At 42.2% G+C, this 18,369-nt stretch carries 15 protein-coding genes and 1 tRNA gene; 5 read left to right on the top strand and 11 right to left on the bottom strand.

Going from position 1 to position 18,369, the window contains the following annotated elements; all coding sequences use genetic code 11:
• Positions 1–129: 129 nt before the first annotated feature.
• From PCY12_RS06215 to argR, 3 genes are all read right to left on the bottom strand, one after another.
• Positions 130–201 (bottom strand) — tRNA-Glu (locus PCY12_RS06215).
• A gap of 161 nt (positions 202–362) precedes the next feature.
• Positions 363–2,897 carry a DNA mismatch repair protein MutS gene (gene mutS / locus PCY12_RS06210; RefSeq protein ID WP_301352064.1) on the bottom strand — a complete coding sequence of 845 codons (2,535 nt, stop codon included), beginning with the start codon at positions 2,895–2,897 and terminating at the stop codon, positions 363–365.
• A gap of 50 nt (positions 2,898–2,947) precedes the next feature.
• Positions 2,948–3,394: an arginine repressor gene (argR, locus tag PCY12_RS06205; RefSeq protein WP_001231476.1), complete on the bottom strand. Its 447-nt coding sequence runs from the start codon at positions 3,392–3,394 to the stop codon at positions 2,948–2,950.
• Between the two features lie 134 nt (positions 3,395–3,528).
• Here argR and argS point away from each other — a divergent pair, with 134 nt between their 5' ends.
• The 4 genes from argS to galU all read left to right on the top strand — a co-directional run bounded on the left by argS (position 3,529) and on the right by galU (position 7,775).
• Entirely contained in the window at positions 3,529–5,220 is a 1,692-nt protein-coding gene (argS, locus tag PCY12_RS06200; RefSeq protein ID WP_301352062.1) for an arginine--tRNA ligase, read from the top strand.
• A gap of 203 nt (positions 5,221–5,423) precedes the next feature.
• Positions 5,424–5,669 (top strand): hypothetical protein, encoded by a 246-nt coding sequence (locus PCY12_RS06195; RefSeq protein ID WP_023943963.1) that lies wholly within the window; start codon positions 5,424–5,426, stop codon positions 5,667–5,669.
• 168 nt (positions 5,670–5,837) lie between these two features.
• Positions 5,838–6,854: an NAD(P)H-dependent glycerol-3-phosphate dehydrogenase gene (locus PCY12_RS06190; protein WP_301352061.1), complete on the top strand. Its 1,017-nt coding sequence runs from the start codon at positions 5,838–5,840 to the stop codon at positions 6,852–6,854.
• Positions 6,855–6,875: 21 nt separating this feature from the next.
• A complete protein-coding gene (gene galU / locus PCY12_RS06185) occupies positions 6,876–7,775 on the top strand; it encodes a UTP--glucose-1-phosphate uridylyltransferase GalU (RefSeq protein ID WP_050392047.1) in 900 nt (299 codons plus the stop codon).
• Here the strand turns inward: galU and PCY12_RS06180 are convergent.
• The 7 genes from PCY12_RS06180 to pbp1b form a co-directional block, all read right to left on the bottom strand.
• Positions 7,733–7,963: a hypothetical protein gene (locus PCY12_RS06180; RefSeq protein ID WP_050392052.1), complete on the bottom strand. Its 231-nt coding sequence runs from the start codon at positions 7,961–7,963 to the stop codon at positions 7,733–7,735. The two genes, galU and PCY12_RS06180, sit on opposite strands and share 43 nt — an antisense overlap.
• A 75-nt stretch (positions 7,964–8,038) precedes the next feature.
• Positions 8,039–8,716 (bottom strand): rhomboid family intramembrane serine protease, encoded by a 678-nt coding sequence (locus PCY12_RS06175; protein ID WP_050392046.1) that lies wholly within the window; start codon positions 8,714–8,716, stop codon positions 8,039–8,041.
• Positions 8,700–9,239 carry a 5-formyltetrahydrofolate cyclo-ligase gene (locus tag PCY12_RS06170; protein WP_050392045.1) on the bottom strand — a complete coding sequence of 180 codons (540 nt, stop codon included), beginning with the start codon at positions 9,237–9,239 and terminating at the stop codon, positions 8,700–8,702. The genes PCY12_RS06175 and PCY12_RS06170 overlap by 17 nt, the downstream gene beginning before the upstream one ends.
• A gap of 11 nt (positions 9,240–9,250) precedes the next feature.
• Positions 9,251–10,381 (bottom strand): N-acetyldiaminopimelate deacetylase, encoded by a 1,131-nt coding sequence (locus tag PCY12_RS06165; RefSeq protein WP_301352059.1) that lies wholly within the window; start codon positions 10,379–10,381, stop codon positions 9,251–9,253.
• Positions 10,382–10,449: 68 nt separating this feature from the next.
• On the bottom strand, positions 10,450–11,148 hold the full coding sequence (dapD, locus tag PCY12_RS06160; protein ID WP_000127460.1) for a 2,3,4,5-tetrahydropyridine-2,6-dicarboxylate N-acetyltransferase: 699 nt from the start codon (positions 11,146–11,148) through the stop codon (positions 10,450–10,452).
• 228 nt (positions 11,149–11,376) lie between these two features.
• Positions 11,377–12,288 carry a DMT family transporter gene (locus PCY12_RS06155; RefSeq protein WP_301352057.1) on the bottom strand — a complete coding sequence of 304 codons (912 nt, stop codon included), beginning with the start codon at positions 12,286–12,288 and terminating at the stop codon, positions 11,377–11,379.
• A gap of 82 nt (positions 12,289–12,370) precedes the next feature.
• Positions 12,371–14,830 carry a penicillin-binding protein PBP1B gene (gene pbp1b, locus PCY12_RS06150; RefSeq protein ID WP_301352056.1) on the bottom strand — a complete coding sequence of 820 codons (2,460 nt, stop codon included), beginning with the start codon at positions 14,828–14,830 and terminating at the stop codon, positions 12,371–12,373.
• Positions 14,831–14,971: 141 nt separating this feature from the next.
• Between pbp1b and tyrS the strand changes: the two genes are divergently transcribed.
• Positions 14,972–16,228 (top strand): tyrosine--tRNA ligase, encoded by a 1,257-nt coding sequence (tyrS, locus tag PCY12_RS06145; RefSeq protein ID WP_301352055.1) that lies wholly within the window; start codon positions 14,972–14,974, stop codon positions 16,226–16,228.
• Positions 16,229–16,304: 76 nt separating this feature from the next.
• Here the strand turns inward: tyrS and PCY12_RS06140 are convergent, their stop codons facing one another.
• The gene (locus tag PCY12_RS06140; protein ID WP_261061941.1) at positions 16,305–18,368 is read right to left on the bottom strand and encodes a heavy metal translocating P-type ATPase; all 2,064 of its coding nucleotides are present in this window, start codon (positions 18,366–18,368) and stop codon (positions 16,305–16,307) included.
• Position 18,369: the final 1 nt, after the last annotated feature.

Below are 18,369 nucleotides of genomic sequence, written 5' to 3'. Positions count from 1 at the left end.
AAGGTCTTTGTCACTCGCCGCTTTCAAGCGACAACTAGTTTAGTATATCACAGCCGCTTTCGCTTGTCAACACTTTTTTGAAACTTTTTTAATCTTTTTTTCATCAAGTGTTCCTACCGCAACATACCATAGTCCGTACGGGATTCGAACCCGTGTTACCGCCGTGAAAAGGCGGTGTCTTAACCCCTTGACCAACGGACCAGAGTTGTTATTTTCAACTCTTACTATTATACCCACTTTTTAAACTTTGTCAACACATTTTTTAAAATTTTTTCTGTTTGTGTGATGTTATTCTAACAAAAAAGCGGGAACTTGTCAAAGAAGTCTCCTTGATATAGCTAGAATGACAAGTAATTCATTCTTTATAGTTTTTGTTTTAACTCGACCAAGACATTCATAGCCTGCATAGGTGTCATATTGTAAACATCCAGTTTAGCTAATTCTGCTAGGATAGGATGTTCTTCAGTCGTATCAAAGAGTGAAATCTGTTCTGTGACAGCACTTGTTTGCCTCACGGGAGCAGGACTTTCTGTTCCTTGACTCTCTAGCTGAGTCAAAATCTTGTCCGCCCTTGCTAAAAGGTCTGCTGGCAAGCCAGCAATCTTGGCAACATGGATACCGTAGGATTTATCAGCTGGACCTGGTTCAATCTTGTGAAGGAAGGTGACCTGCCCATCCTGCTCCAAGGTTGCCACGTGGACATTGACCAAGTGTTGTAAACTAGACTCCAGACTAGTCAACTCATGGTAGTGGGTCGCAAAGAGGGTCTTAGCTCCGATGTGCTCATGGATGTATTCGATGATAGACTGAGCAAGAGCCATCCCGTCATAAGTTGCAGTTCCACGACCCAATTCATCAAAAAGAATCAAGGAATTTTTGGTCGCATGCGAAATAGCATTGTTGGCCTCCATCATCTCCACCATAAAGGTTGATTGGCCTGAAACCAAGTCATCGGCTGCTCCGATACGGGTAAAAATCGCATCAAAAATAGGTAAATAGGCGCTTTCTGCTGGCACATAAGAACCCAACTGAGCCATAACCGCCGTCATGGCTAACTGACGCATGTAGGTAGACTTCCCGCTCATGTTTGGCCCTGTAATCAGTTGAATACTGGTATCTTCTGCCATCTGAATCGTATTGGGAATATAGGTCTGAGCCCCCATAACCTTTTCAACAACAGCATGGCGCCCTTTCTGGATATCAATTCGCGAATCATCTCCGAATTCAGGTCGAATCAAATGCTGGGTTTCGGCCACAACTGCTAGACTTTGCAGGACATCAACCGTCGCAATTCCTTGAGCTAGAGCTTGTAAACGTTGGATGTACTTGCTGACCTCTTCACGAATGCGCATAAAAATTTCGTACTCTAGATTAGCTGACTTCTCACGCGCCTCCAACATATCGCCCTCGATACGGGCTAATTCTTCGGTTCCAAAACGTTCTGAGTTTTTCAGCGTCGCCTTGCGGAAAAAATGGGCTGGCACATTTCCCAGTTGCGAATTGGTCACATGGAAATAGTAGCCATCTTTTTTATTATAATCAATCTTGAGCGTACTGATACCAGAGTTTTCTCGCTCCTTGGCCTCAATCTCAGCAATCCAGCTAGTCCCTTCTCTGAGAACACGACGGTATTTATCCAAAGTCTCATCAAATCCCGTCCGGATAATACCACCTTCTGTAATCACATGAGGAGCTTCAGGAGCAATCGCTGCGCTAATCAAACTCTCCAACTCAGGAATTCCATCCAGTTGTGCGATGAGATAGGCTAGAGCAGGTTGCTCCATCCCTTCTAAAATCGCACGAATCCGTGGCACACTAGACAAGGTAGTCGCCAACTGCAAGAGATCCTTGGGATTGGTTTTGCCAAAAGAAACACGACTAGCCAAGCGCTCAATGTCATAAACACCCTTGAGACTGTCTGTCAAATCACTACGCTCAAAGAAATGGTCGAGAAAGACCTGCACCACCTCTTGGCGCTGGACGATTCGTTCCTTGTCAATCAAAGGGCGATGAATCCAAGAACGCAAGAGCCGCATACCCATAGCTGTTTTGGTTTCATCCAAAAGCCAGAAAAGACTGCCTTGCTTCTTGCCTGAACGGGCATTCTCAACCAAATCCAGACTAGCCTTGGTCGCATAATCCATCTGCAAGAAATCCTTGATTTCATAGCGGATAACAGGTTTGAGGTGGTTCAATTCCCTCATCTGAGTCCGATGAACATACTGGAGCAACTTACTAGATGCCGCTTGCTCCACCGTTGCCAATCGCGAATCCAGTAAATGAAGGTCTTCAAAGCCTTCTTTTTCATAAGAGAGTACCAGATTCATCTGACGACTAAGGATTTGTTCTTCCTCCTCAGACAAGTCATAACCCAACACCACTTCTCGAGCCTTGAGGTTACGGATTTCCCCACAAACCAGCGTGAAATCCAAAAGACCTGTCACATAAAAGTCACCCGTCACCAGGTCCATATAAGCTAGGCCAAATTGATTGCCAGCACGGTCTATGGCAACCAAAAAATTATTCTGACTGTCCGGCTTACTGCTATCGACCACTGTCCCTGGCGTAATAACCTGAACAACCTCTCGTTTCACAACCCCAACTGCTTGTTTAGGATCTTCCATCTGTTCAGCAATAGCCACCTTATAGCCCTGCTCAATCAAGACATCAATATACTGTTGGGCAGAATGATAGGGGACACCCGCCATAGGAATCGGATTGTCCGCATTCTTGTTGCGACTCGTTAAGGAAATTTCCAGAATCTGCGCAGCATTGACCGCATCCTCATAAAATAATTCATAAAAATCACCCATACGAAAGAGCAAAAAAGCATCTGGATAGTGCTTTTTAATATCCACATACTGTTGCATGCCGGGTGATAGCTTTTCTGTCGCCATTTTCCGTCTCTCCTTGTCAAAAATAAGTCTTGAGAGCAACTCCCAAGACCTTACTTATCTTTCATCAAATCTAGCAAACGATCTTCCATGAGTTTGGCAACGTGCTGATCTCGACAAATAACCAATAAGGTATTGGCACCAGCAACTGTTCCTAAAATCCATTCATCCTTGTTTGCATCTACAATATTTGCTAAAACAGAGGCTTCGCCCAATTTGGTATGAAGCACCAAGGTAAACTCTGCTCTTGCAACACCTTCTAAATGATGAGACAAAAATTCCACCAAATCAATCTTTTCTGTCTCATTTGCTAGTACATAATACACCATATCATTTTTCTTGACCTTGGTCAAGCCGATTTCGCGCAAATCACGAGACAGGGTTGTCTGCGTCACAAAAACATTGTGCGCCTCCAACCGATCTTGAATTTCTTTTTGTGTACTTAATTTCTCCTCAGTAATCATTTTTTTTATTAACTGATGACGATCTCTTTTTCTCATAAAATCCTCTTATGTGAATATTTATAACTATTTTTATAACTATATTATACCAAAAAAATAGGAGATTTCAAAAATTTTTTCTTCTTTCTTTAAAATTGTGATAAAATAGTAAAAAAGTCCAAAAGGAGCTCTTAATGAATACAAAAGAATTGATTGCTAGCGAATTGGCTAGCGTCATTGATAGCCTGAACCAAGAGGCTATTTTAAATTTACTGGAAACCCCTAAAAACTCAGAGATGGGAGACATTGCTTTCCCTGCTTTTTCTCTTGCAAAAGTCGAACGTAAAGCACCTCAAATGATTGCGGCTGAACTGGCTGAAAAAATGAACAGCCAAGCCTTTGAAAAAGTTGTCGCAACAGGACCTTACGTTAACTTTTTCCTTGATAAATCTGCCATTTCTGCTCAAGTATTGCAAGCTGTTACCACTGAAAAAGAACACTATGCTGACCAAAATATTGGTAAACAAGAAAATGTTGTTATCGACATGTCTAGTCCCAATATCGCTAAACCATTTTCTATTGGCCACCTGCGTTCAACTGTTATCGGAGATAGCTTGTCACATATTTTCCAAAAAATCGGTTATCAAACGGTCAAGGTCAACCATTTGGGAGACTGGGGTAAACAATTTGGGATGTTGATTGTTGCCTACAAAAAATGGGGCGACGAAGAAGCTGTAAAAGCTCATCCAATCGATGAACTCCTTAAACTCTATGTCCGCATCAACGCTGAAGCTGAAAATGACCCTAGCTTGGATGAAGAAGCGCGCGAATGGTTCCGTAAACTTGAAAATGGAGATGAGGAAGCTCTCGCTCTTTGGCAATGGTTCCGCGATGAAAGTTTAGTGGAATTTAACCGCCTTTACAATGAATTGAAGGTTGAATTTGACAGCTATAACGGAGAAGCCTTCTACAATGATAAGATGGATGCAGTTGTAGACATTCTTTCTGAAAAAGGACTACTTCTTGAATCAGAAGGTGCCCAAGTTGTGAATCTTGAGAAATATGGAATTGAACATCCAGCCCTCATCAAGAAGTCTGATGGTGCAACTCTCTATATCACACGTGACTTGGCTGCAGCCCTCTACCGTAAAAACGAATACCAATTTGCTAAATCTATCTACGTCGTTGGTCAAGAACAATCTGCCCACTTTAAACAGCTCAAAGCTGTCTTGCAAGAAATGGGCTACGATTGGAGTGACGACATTACCCACGTTCCTTTTGGTTTGGTTACAAAAGAAGGGAAGAAACTCTCTACTCGTAAAGGGAATGTCATCTTACTAGAGCCTACTGTTGCAGAGGCTGTTAGTCGCGCTAAAGCCCAAATCGAAGCTAAAAATCCTGAACTAGAAAATAAAGACCAGGTAGCGCATGCTGTTGGGGTTGGAGCCATTAAATTCTATGACCTCAAAACCGACCGTACAAATGGATACGACTTCGACTTAGAGGCTATGGTATCCTTCGAGGGTGAAACTGGACCTTATGTTCAATACGCCTACGCTCGTATCCAATCTATCTTACGCAAAGCCGATTTCAAACCAGAAACAGCTGGCAACTATAGCTTGAATGATGCTGAAAGCTGGGAAATCATCAAACTCATCCAAGACTTTCCACGTATTATTAACCGTGCGGCGGATAACTTTGAACCTTCTATCATTGCTAAATTTGCAATTAGCCTGGCTCAAGCCTTCAACAAATACTATGCACATACGCGCATCTTGGATGAAAGTCCAGAACGCGACAGCCGTCTAGCCCTTAGCTACGCAACCGCAGTCGTTCTCAAAGAATCCCTTCGCTTGCTTGGGGTAGAGGCACCAGAGAAGATGTGATTCAGCACTAACAATTGGAACTAAAGTTCCTAATTGTTAGACGCTAGCCGCTTATATGCGGACTAGCTAACTGCTTCACTAGTCATGGTTTCTAAATATAATCGATTTAGAGACCATGACGTCGTAACTATGGTAATTTGGCTAGGCGCTTCACTAATTCAATCTACTCACTACTACTTCTTTATCATACAGGGAGATTTCCTATGAGCCAATATGCTTATGTCCTCGTTGTGATTAGCTTGGTTTTCCTTTTTCTGCTCAATAAGTACGAGAAGGAGAGACTGCAAAGGCTCTACCAAGAACAACTTTTGAAGGATGAAACATTTAGAGCTGACATCAAAGAGAAAATTCACACGACTGAAAATATCAATGATGTCATTGCTTACATCAATAAAACTTATCATCTGGGAATGTTGCTATCAAAAGACATTACAGATCAATTGAAATAAACCGAGTTATTCTTTAAGGAAAATCAAAACCGAGACTAAGACTTTAATACTTAGGCTCGGTTTTTGTGTATTTTTCAAGTAACAAAGCCACCACTCCCCAGCAATGCAAGTGCAAAATCCCCTAGAATATGATAGAATAAGAGAAAGAACTCTATTAAGGAGGAAATCATGGAAAAACAAACCATCGCCGTCTTGGGGCCTGGTTCTTGGGGAACTGCCCTTTCACAAGTCTTAAATGACAATGGACACGAGGTACGTATTTGGGGAAATCTGCCTGAGCAAATCAATGAAATTAATACACACCATACTAATAAACACTACTTTAAAGATGTCGTTCTAGATGAAAATATCATTGCCTACACCAACTTAGCAGATGCATTAAAAGATGTGGATGCGATTTTGTTTGTTGTCCCAACAAAAGTGACACGACTTGTTGCCCAACAAGTTGCAAAAACCTTGGATCATAAGGCTATCATCATGCACGCTTCAAAGGGATTAGAGCCTGATAGCCATAAACGATTATCAACCATCCTTGAAGAAGAAATCCCTGAGCATCTCCGCAGTGATATTGTCGTTGTTTCAGGACCTAGTCATGCGGAAGAAACCATTGTGCGTGACCTAACTTTAATCACTGCTGCTTCTAAAGATTTACAAACAGCTCAATACGTTCAAGAACTCTTTAGTAATCACTACTTCCGACTTTATACCAATACAGATGTTATTGGAGTCGAAACTGCTGGTGCTCTTAAAAATATTATTGCTGTCGGTGCTGGAGCTTTACATGGTCTGGGATTTGGTGACAATGCCAAGGCAGCCATCATCGCTCGAGGCTTGGCAGAAATTACCCGCTTAGGAGTAGCACTCGGTGCCCGTCCATTGACCTATAGCGGCTTATCTGGTGTAGGAGACTTGATCGTAACGGGAACTTCCATCCACTCTCGTAACTGGAGAGCTGGAGATGCCCTTGGTCGTGGAGAATCCCTAGCTGATATCGAAGCCAATATGGGCATGGTAATTGAAGGAATCTCAACAACCCGAGCAGCCTATGAACTAGCGCAAGAACTTGGAGTCTATATGCCCATTACACAGGCCATTTACCAAGTTATCTACCAAGGAACCAATATTAAAGATGCCATTTATGACATCATGAACAATGAATTTAAAGCAGAAAATGAGTGGTCTTAACCCTCTAAAGAAAGGATTCTTATGGCACTGAAAGTGAGAAAAGCAGTCATTCCTGCCGCTGGACTAGGAACTCGATTTTTACCAGCAACCAAGGCTCTTGCCAAAGAAATGTTGCCAATTGTAGACAAACCAACTATCCAATTTATCGTGGAAGAGGCTCTCAAATCAGGTATTGAAGATATTCTGGTTGTCACTGGTAAGTCAAAACGTTCTATTGAGGACCACTTTGACTCAAACTTTGAGCTTGAATACAATCTTAAGGAAAAAGGCAAAACGGATTTGTTAAAATTGGTAGATGAAGCAACTGGTATGCGCCTCCATTTCATTCGCCAAACTCACCCTCGTGGTCTTGGAGACGCTGTCCTACAAGCCAAAGCTTTTGTAGGGAATGAGCCCTTCGTTGTTATGCTGGGCGATGACCTTATGGACATCACAGATGAGAATGCCGTTCCTTTGACAAAACAACTGATGAATGATTACGAAAAGACACACGCATCAACCATTGCTGTCATGCCTGTACCACACGAAGACGTTTCATCATATGGAGTCATTGCTCCTCAAGGAGAAGGAATCAATGGTCTCTACAGTGTCGAAACTTTCGTTGAAAAACCAGCTCCCGAAGATGCACCAAGTGATTTAGCAATTATCGGTCGCTATCTTCTGACACCAGAAATTTTCGACATCCTCGAAAAGCAAGCTCCTGGCGCTGGAAATGAAATCCAGCTTACCGACGCTATTGATACCCTTAATAAAACACAACGTGTTTTCGCCCGTGAATTTACAGGAGCTCGTTACGACGTTGGGGATAAGTTTGGATTTATGAAAACATCTATTGACTACGCCCTCAAACATCCACAAGTCAAAGATGACTTGAAGGATTACCTCATCCAACTTGGAAAAGAATTGGCTGAGAAGGAATAATACTCTTCGAAAATCTCTTCAAACCACGTCAGCGTCGCCTTACCGTATATATGGTTACTGACTTCGTCAGTCTTATCTGCAACCTCAAAACAGTGTTTTGAGCTGACTTCGTCAATTCTATCTACAACCTCAAAGCAGTGCTTTGAGCAACCTGCTGCTAGTTTCCTAGTTTGCTTTTTGATTTTCATTGAGTATAAAATAAAAAGATAAGGTTCAAAAAATGCCTTATCTTTTTTCATTACACAACTATTATTATAAGCTCGTCACATTCCCATTCCCTTGTAGAGAAGTAAGACTGCGAGTCCTACGAACAACACTAACGCTACCAGTCTCTGACTAGCGCCATACATCCGTCTTTCTCCTCTAACTGGAAAGATAACTGCTAGAAATGCGCCACCAACTGCACCTCCGATATGACCTGCTAGACTGATTCCTGGAATCAGAACACTTCCAATAATGTTAATCACAAAAAGTGTCAGATAAGATTGCCCCAACTGCTGGATATAAGGATTACGCGTTGCATAGCGAAGAACAATAATCGCAGCAAATAGCCCATAGAGAGAAGTAGAAGCTCCTGCTGCTAAGGATTTTGGACTAAATACAAAAACAAAGAGATTGCCCATCATTCCAGATAAGAGATAGAGAAAGCAAAACTTCTTGGATCCGAAAATCTCCTCTACTTGCCTACCAAGATAATAGAGCGAAAGCATATTAACAATGAAATGCTCCCACCCAATATGAACAAAAATAGCAGAGAAGAGACGCCAAACCTGCTCGGGAAAGAGCCGAATAACAGGCCCATACATAGCTCCAAATCGAAATAGGGTATCTGCCCTGTAAAAGTTTCCTCCTGTGGTCACCAACATTAGTAGAAATACCAAGGTCGTCACTAAGAGGAAGAAACTCGTCACAGGGTAACGCCTATCAAAGATTTCTTTCATCAATCAGAACCTCCTGAACAGGAATATCATGCTTTTCAGGGATAAAGTCCTGAACTTGATAATGATAAACCGTACTCAAAGTATGACCAGTAAACTGTTCCAGATAGCGGTCATAATAACCTCCGCCATAGCCAATTCGATAACCCTTTGTCGTAAAAGCCAGCCCCGGAACATGAATCAAATCAATCTTAGAGGCATCCAATACTTCCAAATCTCCCTGTGGTTCCAGTAAGCCAAAGGAAGTTTTTACCAACTGCTGCGGATCATAGACCACAAAGTCCATGTGCCCCTTGGGATAGGTTTTGGGTATCAGAACCTTCTTGCCATCCTTCAGCGCCTGCTCAATCAATCCCTGCGTTTGAAACTCATGAGGAAAAGAGAGATAGGTTGCAATAACCTTGGCTTCTTGGTAAAAGGGGTGTTGTAACAATCGCTCGGTTAAAGCTTGCTCTATAGCCTGTTTTTGCTCTTGAGATATAGTCTTCATTTCTTGCAAGACTTGCTTGCGTAATTCTGCTTTCATAGACAATTCCTCTACTCTGCTGCCTTCTTTTTCAGGAAACTAGAAACCGCATCAACCCCAATAGCTAGTGCCTCTTCCTTAGGGCTCATCTGAGGGTGATGAAGGGCATAGGGACTATCGATACCTAGCCAAAACATAACGCCATCCACTTTTGAAAGGAGATAACCAAAGTCTTCACCTGTCATAGCAGGCTCGATATCAATCAACTCAATTCCCTCTTTCTCTTCAAAGAAATCCATTAGTTCACGCGCTAAGGCTGGATTGTTCTCAACAGGTAGGTATCCACCTTGCTTGAGTTCCACTTCCACTTCCATATCAAAGGCAGCTGCAACTCCTTCTGCAACTGTTTTGACCCTTTTTTGCACCAAGAGACTCATGTCCTGTGTCAATGCCCGAATAGTTCCATGCAAAAAGGCTGTATCTGTGATGACATTGTTGGTGGTTCCGGCTTGGAAAAGACCAAAGGTCACCACTGCTCCCTCTATTGGGTTGACATTGCGGCTAACAACTGACTGTACTTGGGTCACAAAGTAACTAGCAGCCACCAAGGCGTCATTGGCTTCATGAGGAAAAGCTGCGTGGCCACCTTTGCCTTTGAAACGGATCTTCACCTCACAGGTCCCTGCAAAGAGTGTATGAGTATTAGTCGCAATCTGACCAACCTTCAAATCTGGACGGACATGGAGACCATAAAATTGGTCTGGCAACCAGTCTCCAAAAGCACCGTCCTCATACATGAGCATGCCACCAGCTTCATTTTCTTCAGCAGGTTGAAACAGAAAGAGCAGATTGTTCTTTGGTTGCTCCTCAAGGGCACGCTCTAGACAGCCTAAGGCAATAGTCATATGAAAATCATGGCCACAAGCATGCATGCGACCTTGATGTTGAGAAGCGAAAGGAAGTCCTGTTTGTTCGACGATAGGCAGGCCATCAATGTCTGTCCTCCAACCAATGGTCCGCTCTGGCTGACTTCCCTGCAAATAAACAAAAATACCTGTCCGCCAAGTACAAACTTGGGCAAAATCCTTGCTCGCAGTCAATTTTTCAATCACATTTAACAAATAAGCATGAGTCTTGAACTCCTCCAAGCCAATCTCTGGAATCTGGTGCAAATCTCGTCTAGTCTGAATCAAATCTAACATCTGTCTGTCCTCCTATATAGCAGAAAGAGGCTGGAAGAAGAGTTCCGCCTCTATTTTTCTTTTACAAATTACAAGGTACGAAGCGCATCCTCTAGCGCTGTTTTTTGTTGGGTTTGGGCATCAATCTCTTTGATAATACGAGCTGGAACACCTGCTACTACCACGTTTTCTGGGACATCTTGTGTAACAATAGCTCCTGCTGCGACAACTGAGCCACTACCGATTTGGACTCCTTCGATAACCACTGCATTGGCACCGATGAGAACATTGTCTCCTACACGGACTGGTTCTGCGCTAGCTGGCTCAATCACACCTGCAAGAACGGCACCTGCACCAACGTGACTGTTTTTCCCAACGATAGCACGACCACCAAGGATAGCCCCCATGTCAATCATAGTTCCTGCCCCGATTTCAGCACCGATATTGATAACTGCTCCCATCATGATAACAGCATTGTCACCAATTTCAACCTGATCACGAATAATAGCACCTGGCTCGATACGAGCGTTGATAGCACGTTTATCTAGCAAAGGAACTGCAGAATTACGAGCATCTTGCTCAACAACATAGTCTTGATTTTCGACCAAACCATCAAGAAGAGGAGCCACGTCCTTCCAGTCTCCGAATAGGACATTCCCTAGTTTAACAACAGAGCTAGGTACAGCAGTCGCTAGTTGTCCCTCAAAGGTTACTTTAACACTGGTCTTCTTCTCAGCATTGGCGATAAATTGGATAATTTCTTGAGCATTCATTTTTGTAGCAGTCATAAAAGACCTCTCATTCTTTATAATGATAACTATTCTACCAAAAAAGGCCTCAAATTTGAAGCCTTTTTGTTTGTTTTTAGGTATGATTTTTAGGGATGTGAGATAAAACGTGCTGTCGGTAAAAGCAAGCCCCTACCGATACAACCTAAAAACACTCTTCACAACTATCTCCCCGTGTTTTATTGACTATTCTAGTATAGCACACTTTTAGAATTAAGAAAAGACTTTTTATTTACTTTCTTTCGCTTCTTCTATCGATAGGAAAATCATGGGCAAAATAATCAAGGCCATAGCTAGAAGAAGGGACCAATCCACTACCAATCCTAAAAACAAAACACTCAAAAGGGCAGAAGAGAGAGGTTCACTGGCACTGATAACGGAAACCACCAAGGGAGAAACCAAAGACACAGCCTTCATGGAAATGAAAAAGGCAAAAGCCGTCCCGAAAAAAGCGATAATGAGACAAATCAAAATACTCCAAATATCCGGAGTAAAGGAAAGCTGATAAACCGGCGAAAGGACATTGCTAAACAAACCTGCCAAAATCATCCCCCACCCAACCGTGGGTACAAAACCATAGCGCTTCGCGAAAGGTTGGGGCAAGATAACATTAAACATGACCCCCATGGCACTCAACAGACCTGTTATAAGGGCTAGTGGCGTCATGGATAACTGAGAGAGATCGCCTTTTGTCGCCATCAAGCACACGCCCAGCATGGCAATCAAAACATAGAAAATAGCACTTTTTGACGCTCGTTTTTGATAAACCAAGCGATTGTAAAAGAGGATAAAGACAGGGCTAATAAACTGTAAAATAGTTGCTGTCGCTGCATTTGAGTATTCTACACAGAGATAGAAAAAATACTGAACTGAAAAAATCCCTAAAATAGCATATGCTAGAAAGGGAAGGTAATTTTTCTTGTCTCGCCAGATATCTAACACTTGCGATTTTAATTGTATTGCTGACCAAATGAGCACAAGACTCCCTGCCAGTGTCAAACGCATAGAGGTAATCCAGCCAGAGGACACTTGATAATGAGTAAAGAAATATTCTCCTAAAATTCCACAGATTCCCCATATTAAACCGGATAGAAGCGAATAAATGGTTCCTTTAACAATCTTTTTCTGATACTGATTCATACCTTTATTGTAACACGAAAGGAAAAAAGAAAAAAGTGGCAATCAATTGATTAGCCACTTCATTTAGCACAGTTTATAGAACTTATCGTCTCGTCCTTGAAGAAGAAGGTCGTGTAGCACTTGAGTTACTGCTATCGCTAGAACTACCACTTGAACTGCTGGAGCTTGATGAAGTTGGTAGACTCCCCACGATGCTAGACCAAGCATTCTGATAATCCGCGTCACTTCCACCAATAGCAAAGCGATAACTGGTCGTTGGCGCTCCTGCCTTATTAGCCCAATAGCTGGTAACAGTCGAACCTGTGACCTCTACCTCTTTTCCTTCAACAGAAACCTTCCCTGGTTTTTGACCTGTTGATTTCAAGACTTCGGATTTTACGACACTAGAATCTAAAGCGAAGCGCTCGTTCCCCCAAATGTTTGGGGAGGCTTGCTGAATCGCATTTACCAGATGAGCCATGTAATTAGAATTATTAGAATAACCTGCTCTACGTGACAGTGAATGATTATCATCATGCCCAATCCAGCCACCTAGGGTTAATCTAGGCGTCGAAAGCATGAGCCACATATTTTCGTCTTGGTTGGTTGTACCAGTCTTCCCAATCCAATCTGCATTAGCCAGATTAGGATTTAAAGAAGTCAGATTCGTCTTGAAGGTTGTTGTCACACGAGAGGATAGAACTTCTCGCAGCAATCCCTGCATAATCGTCGCAGTAGCTTTTGAATAGACTTGAACCGGTTTATCCTGATATTCATACACCACTCTACCATCTGCTGCTTCAATTTTAGAAATCACATGTTTTTTATGATATAGACCATTATTTGCTAGGGTCTGATAGCCATTGGTATGCTGGGCAACTGTGACTTCAATACCACCACCCATCGGCAAGCTCTCAATACCGTACTCAGGAATCTCGTAACCCATCTTTTCCATATAACCCTTGACATCAACACCCTTTTCACGAAGCATACGATAGGTCCAGTAAGCAGGGATATTCCATGAATAGTTCAGAGCTTCTCCCAAGGTCATCATTCCTGTTCCCTTGCTATTAGCATACATAATCGGATTGCCATTAGCAAAGTTTGTTGGATAGTTAGATAGAATCGTTTCGCTTCCCATCAAGCCCTGGTCAATAGCAATACCGTAGGCTAGCAAAGGCTTGGTAGTAGAAGCTGGTGAGCGCTTGGTATCAAAGGCATGATTGTTTTGATTTTCTTGATAATTACGACCACCTACAAAGCCTAGAATAGCACCTGTTTGGTTGTCCATCAAGACATTTCCTACTTCTACACGACCTGTTCCATCGTCTAAAAGATAGCCATAGTCAGCAACCGCATTTTGCATGGCAGAATGAATTTTCTGATCTATGGTAGTAGTAATCTTATAACCACCATTTTCAATTTCCTTGGCTGCCAAATCGCGATAAAACTTCTGGGTTGCCTCATTTTTCAACTCCTTAGCGGAAACATTGTCTCTCTGAGCTAGATAATCATACATACGTTCTTGAGCTTCTGCCAAAGTTGTAAAGTATAAATAGTCTCGTGAAATTCCTGCAACCGTGCCCGATGGTAAAAAGTCCTGTTTAAGATTGTAATCCTTGTACTGAGAATACTCGTCCTTGCTTAAGGCACCTGTACGATACATACTGTAAAGAACTGCCTTAGCCCGTCTTAAGCCAATTTCTAGGTCTTCATCACTCTTCAACTCCCCAGTATTTTCATAAGGAGAATAGGTAATGGGACTCTGTGGAAGTCCTGCTAAAAATGCTGCTTGAGGAACCGTCAACTGACTTGCATCTACACCGAAAATCCCCTCAGCCGCCTGCTGAGCTCCTGCAATATTCTGCCCCTTATTATTTCGGCCAAAGGGAGCCACATTGAGATAGGTCGTTAAAATCTCATCTTTATTCATGGCGCGTTCCAAGGCAAGAGCATCCACAATTTCTGTCGCCTTACGAGCCAAGGTCGGCGCATCCCCAACCACCTGCTGCTTAATTAGTTGCTGGGTCAAGGTTGACCCCCCACTAGAGGAACCCAAACCTACAAATTTCCCCAAGGTCGCACGAATCACCGCCTTGGGCACTACACCCTTATGTTCTTTAAAGTGTTCATCTTCCGTCGCAATGATAGCCTTCTTCAGATTTTCCGAAATTTGCTCAGATGAGATAGAAGTGCGCAACAAATCACTCTCTATGGAAGCAATTACCGTCCCATCCGCATAGGTAATCTCTGAAATAGAAGAGATGTCCTTGACCTGATTCACCAATTCTTCTGTCTGAGGCACCCGAACATTGTCAAATAAGGCCACTCCGTACCCCAAAGCAATCCCAGCTCCCAACATTCCTCCTAGAAAACCGAGCACAAAGAGTAAGTTAAATAAGGCTTTTATACTCAGTAAAATAGCTGGAAAAATGGCTGGCTTCTCTAAGGATTTAGATTTTTTGGTACTTGAACCTTTCTTGCCAGGTCTAGCTGATTTTTTATGTTTTTGCTGGAAAAATTCCAGCATTTTTCGTTTTAATTCATTTAATTGATTTTGCATGGATTTCCTCACTCTATCTATTATACCATAAAAGGTAAACTTTCAATAAAATAGCCACTTTCTTCCCTATTCTGCTAGGCTATTGCCCAAGTTTGTGATACAATAGTTAGAAACAATAATTTTAAAAAGGAGAAAAGACACATGCACATTTTTGATGAGCTAAAAGAGCGTGGTTTGATTTTTCAAACGACTGATGAAGAAGCTTTGCGTAAAGCCCTAGAAGAAGGTCAAGTTTCTTATTATACTGGCTACGATCCAACTGCTGACAGCCTTCACCTAGGCCACCTTGTCGCAATCTTGACAAGTCGTCGCTTGCAACTAGCAGGTCACAAACCTTATGCGCTCGTTGGCGGTGCTACAGGTCTCATCGGAGATCCGTCCTTCAAAGATGCTGAACGTAGTCTCCAAACAAAAGACACAGTAGATGGCTGGGTCAAGTCTATCCAAGGACAACTTTCTCGTTTTCTTGACTTTGAAAATGGTAAAAATAAAGCTGTCATGGTCAACAACTACGACTGGTTTGGCAGCATCAGCTTCATTGACTTCCTCCGTGATATCGGAAAATACTTCACTGTCAACTACATGATGAGTAAGGAGTCTGTGAAAAAACGGATTGAAACAGGGATTTCTTACACTGAGTTCGCTTACCAAATCATGCAAGGGTACGACTTCTTCGTTCTTAACCAAGACCACAACGTAACGCTTCAAATCGGTGGTTCTGACCAATGGGGAAATATGACAGCTGGTACTGAATTGCTTCGTCGTAAGGCTGACAAGACAGGCCACGTTATCACTGTTCCACTGATTACAGATGCAACTGGTAAGAAATTTGGTAAATCAGAAGGAAACGCAGTTTGGCTCAATCCTGAAAAGACTTCTCCATACGAAATGTACCAATTCTGGATGAACGTTATGGACGCTGACGCTGTTCGCTTCTTGAAAATCTTTACTTTCTTGTCACTTGATGAGATTGAAGACATCCGCAAACAATTTGAATCGGCTCCACACGAACGCTTGGCTCAAAAAGTCTTGGCTCGTGAAGTTGTCACACTTGTTCACGGCGAAGAAGCCTACAAAGAAGCCCTCAACATCACTGAGCAACTCTTTGCAGGAAACATCAAAAACCTTTCTGTCAAAGAGCTCAAACAAGGACTTCGTGGTGTACCAAACTACCAAGTACAGGCAGACGAAAACCACAATATCGTAGAACTGCTCGTGTCATCTGGTGTGGTTAACTCAAAACGCCAAGCCCGTGAAGATGTCCAAAATGGAGCTATCTACGTCAACGGTGACCGCATCCAAGACCTTGACTATGTCTTGAGTGACGCTGATAAGTTAGAGAACGAACTGACTGTTATCCGTCGTGGTAAGAAGAAATACTTTGTATTGACTTACTAAATTGTTCAACATTTACCTATAAACAAAGGAGTTACCCTCGAGAAAGGTAACTCCTTTTTGTTGTTGATAAGCACATCTATCTAGCCTTAATAGACAGGCTACGCAGTACAATGCGTAAGGTTGTTAGATTATGTAGGATAGAGAGGTTTGAAGGACTGAGCCAATTAAACAAGCCAAAGCCAATCAAACTACTATTTACGACAACGGTATCTTGAATATTCTTCTTGATGAGTGTTTGCAAAGATGATGATAGCCAATCCAATTCTTGGAAGAAATCCAAGCGATTATCTAACAATAAGATATCACTCATCTGCTTAGAAATATCTGCACTCTCATTCATCACCACACCGATATCTGATAGGGTTAGAGCCGCTGAGTCATTCAATCCATCTCCAACCATCAAAATAGTGTGACCTGCTTTCTGCAGTTCCTCTACTAACTCAAATTTCCCATCAGGTTTCAAGTCTGTATAGACCTGATCAAAGGGCAAATCTTTGACTAATTCCTCTGTTCTAACCAAGGTGTCCCCTGTTGCCAGAATCAATTTTTTCCCTTGTGCCTTAAGTTTCTCCAAGGCTGCTTTTGCTTCTTTTCTCAAAGGAGTATGAATGCAGAACATTCCAATCAATTCATTCTGATAAGCCAAGAATAAGAGATTGTAGTGACTCTTGTACTCTTCAATTAAAGCATGTTGCTCCGAACTGATATGAATTTGCTCATCCTGCATCAAGACATAATTTCCAATAAGAACTGGTTGCCCATCGATATGGGACTTAATTCCCTTGCTTGCGATATATTGGAGTTTCCCATGCATTTCCTCATGTTCAATTCCCTCTATCTCAGCTTGCTTGACGATGGCATTAGCGATAGGATGATAAATGTGTTCCTCAAGACAGGCACTGATTCTGAGGATATCTTCCTCACTATAGTCCCCAAAAGGTAACACCTTTTCAACTATAGGATAGCTAGTTGTGATTGTTCCCGTCTTATCAAACAAGAAAGTATCAACTTCCAGGTATTTCTCCAGAACATCTCCATCCTTAATCACCATTTCACGATTCAACCCCTCCTTGATAGCTGTCAAATAAGCTACAGGAGTAGAAATTTTCAAAGCGCAGGAGAAATCGACCAATAGGAAGGAGATCGCTTTAGAGAAGGAACCTGTTAATAGGTAAGTCAGACCAGCACCCAAGAAATTATATTTGACGACCTTGTCCGCCATTTTGATGAAATAGCGTTGTTTCGTTTTCTTATTTTCTTCAGATTTCTTCATCAACTCAATCAGCTGTAAAATACGGCTGTTCATCTGATTATCGGTTACACGAATGCGTAACTCTCCAGTTTCTAATACTGTATTTGCACAAACCAAATCAGACTCTCTTTTTTCAACTGGAAAACTCTCTCCCGTCAAGGAGCTTTCGTTGACCATACCTAAACCTGAAACTACTTGTCCATCAAACAGAATTTCATTTCCTTGAGATAGGACCAAGACATCTCCTATTTGAACATCGGAACTCTTGATACTAACAACCGTATCGCCCTGCACTAAGAATACATCGCTCTCTTTTGCAAGAAGGCTTTGTTCTAAATCTGTTGCAGTTTTTTTCAAGGACCACTGATCTAAATGATTCCCCAAATCAAGCATAAACATGATATTGCTAGCCGTCTTGGATTGGTTCATGAACAAGGACAATAAAATCGCCGAACAGTCCAAGACCTCCATCGTTAGTTCCTTACGCGCTAGTGTTTGATAGGCTTCTTTAACATAGCCCAAAGCCTGATAACAAGTCCATATATAGCGAATAGGATACGGCACAAAACTACGAAAAAGCACACGCTTAATCGCTGCACCTGAAACAATAGAATAAGCACTCTCTTCTCTACGAATGGGAAGAGTCATCAACTCAGAAACTTTCCCTTTATCAATTCTTTTTAAAAAGGCTTCTGCATTATCTAATACAGAAAAGCCTTCTTTTATGCGTAGAGTAAAGTGCTGTTGATCCATGTAAAACTGGATAGACTCAATCCCCTTTTCATCTCTCGCCAAGGAACGAAGATAGTCTTGAATATCCAAGGTGAGCGAAAAAGAAGATGATAGTCGGATATGTTGGTATCCTCTATGTAGCACTTTAAAAGACATA

Source organism: Streptococcus sp. SPS1 (assembly GCF_030439915.1).
Classification (GTDB): Bacteria; Bacillota; Bacilli; order Lactobacillales; family Streptococcaceae; genus Streptococcus.
Note: the sequence above shows the minus strand (reverse complement) of the source record. Positions and strands in the feature narration are given on the sequence as shown.

What these genes read in the sequence shown, in the direction of transcription:
- mutS (WP_301352064.1), bottom strand. Translation starts at nt 2,897, where the DNA reads ATGGCGACAGAAAAGCTATCACCCGGCATGCAACAGTATGTGGATATT.
- argR (WP_001231476.1), bottom strand. Translation starts at nt 3,394, where the DNA reads ATGAGAAAAAGAGATCGTCATCAGTTAATAAAAAAAATGATTACTGAG.
- argS (WP_301352062.1), top strand. Translation starts at nt 3,529, where the DNA reads ATGAATACAAAAGAATTGATTGCTAGCGAATTGGCTAGCGTCATTGAT.
- PCY12_RS06195 (WP_023943963.1), top strand. Translation starts at nt 5,424, where the DNA reads ATGAGCCAATATGCTTATGTCCTCGTTGTGATTAGCTTGGTTTTCCTT.
- PCY12_RS06190 (WP_301352061.1), top strand. Translation starts at nt 5,838, where the DNA reads ATGGAAAAACAAACCATCGCCGTCTTGGGGCCTGGTTCTTGGGGAACT.
- galU (WP_050392047.1), top strand. Translation starts at nt 6,876, where the DNA reads ATGGCACTGAAAGTGAGAAAAGCAGTCATTCCTGCCGCTGGACTAGGA.
- PCY12_RS06180 (WP_050392052.1), bottom strand. Translation starts at nt 7,963, where the DNA reads ATGAAAATCAAAAAGCAAACTAGGAAACTAGCAGCAGGTTGCTCAAAG.
- PCY12_RS06175 (WP_050392046.1), bottom strand. Translation starts at nt 8,716, where the DNA reads ATGAAAGAAATCTTTGATAGGCGTTACCCTGTGACGAGTTTCTTCCTC.
- PCY12_RS06170 (WP_050392045.1), bottom strand. Translation starts at nt 9,239, where the DNA reads ATGAAAGCAGAATTACGCAAGCAAGTCTTGCAAGAAATGAAGACTATA.
- PCY12_RS06165 (WP_301352059.1), bottom strand. Translation starts at nt 10,381, where the DNA reads ATGTTAGATTTGATTCAGACTAGACGAGATTTGCACCAGATTCCAGAG.
- dapD (WP_000127460.1), bottom strand. Translation starts at nt 11,148, where the DNA reads ATGACTGCTACAAAAATGAATGCTCAAGAAATTATCCAATTTATCGCC.
- PCY12_RS06155 (WP_301352057.1), bottom strand. Translation starts at nt 12,288, where the DNA reads ATGAATCAGTATCAGAAAAAGATTGTTAAAGGAACCATTTATTCGCTT.
- pbp1b (WP_301352056.1), bottom strand. Translation starts at nt 14,830, where the DNA reads ATGCAAAATCAATTAAATGAATTAAAACGAAAAATGCTGGAATTTTTC.
- tyrS (WP_301352055.1), top strand. Translation starts at nt 14,972, where the DNA reads ATGCACATTTTTGATGAGCTAAAAGAGCGTGGTTTGATTTTTCAAACG.
- PCY12_RS06140 (WP_261061941.1), bottom strand. Translation starts at nt 18,368, where the DNA reads ATGTCTTTTAAAGTGCTACATAGAGGATACCAACATATCCGACTATCA.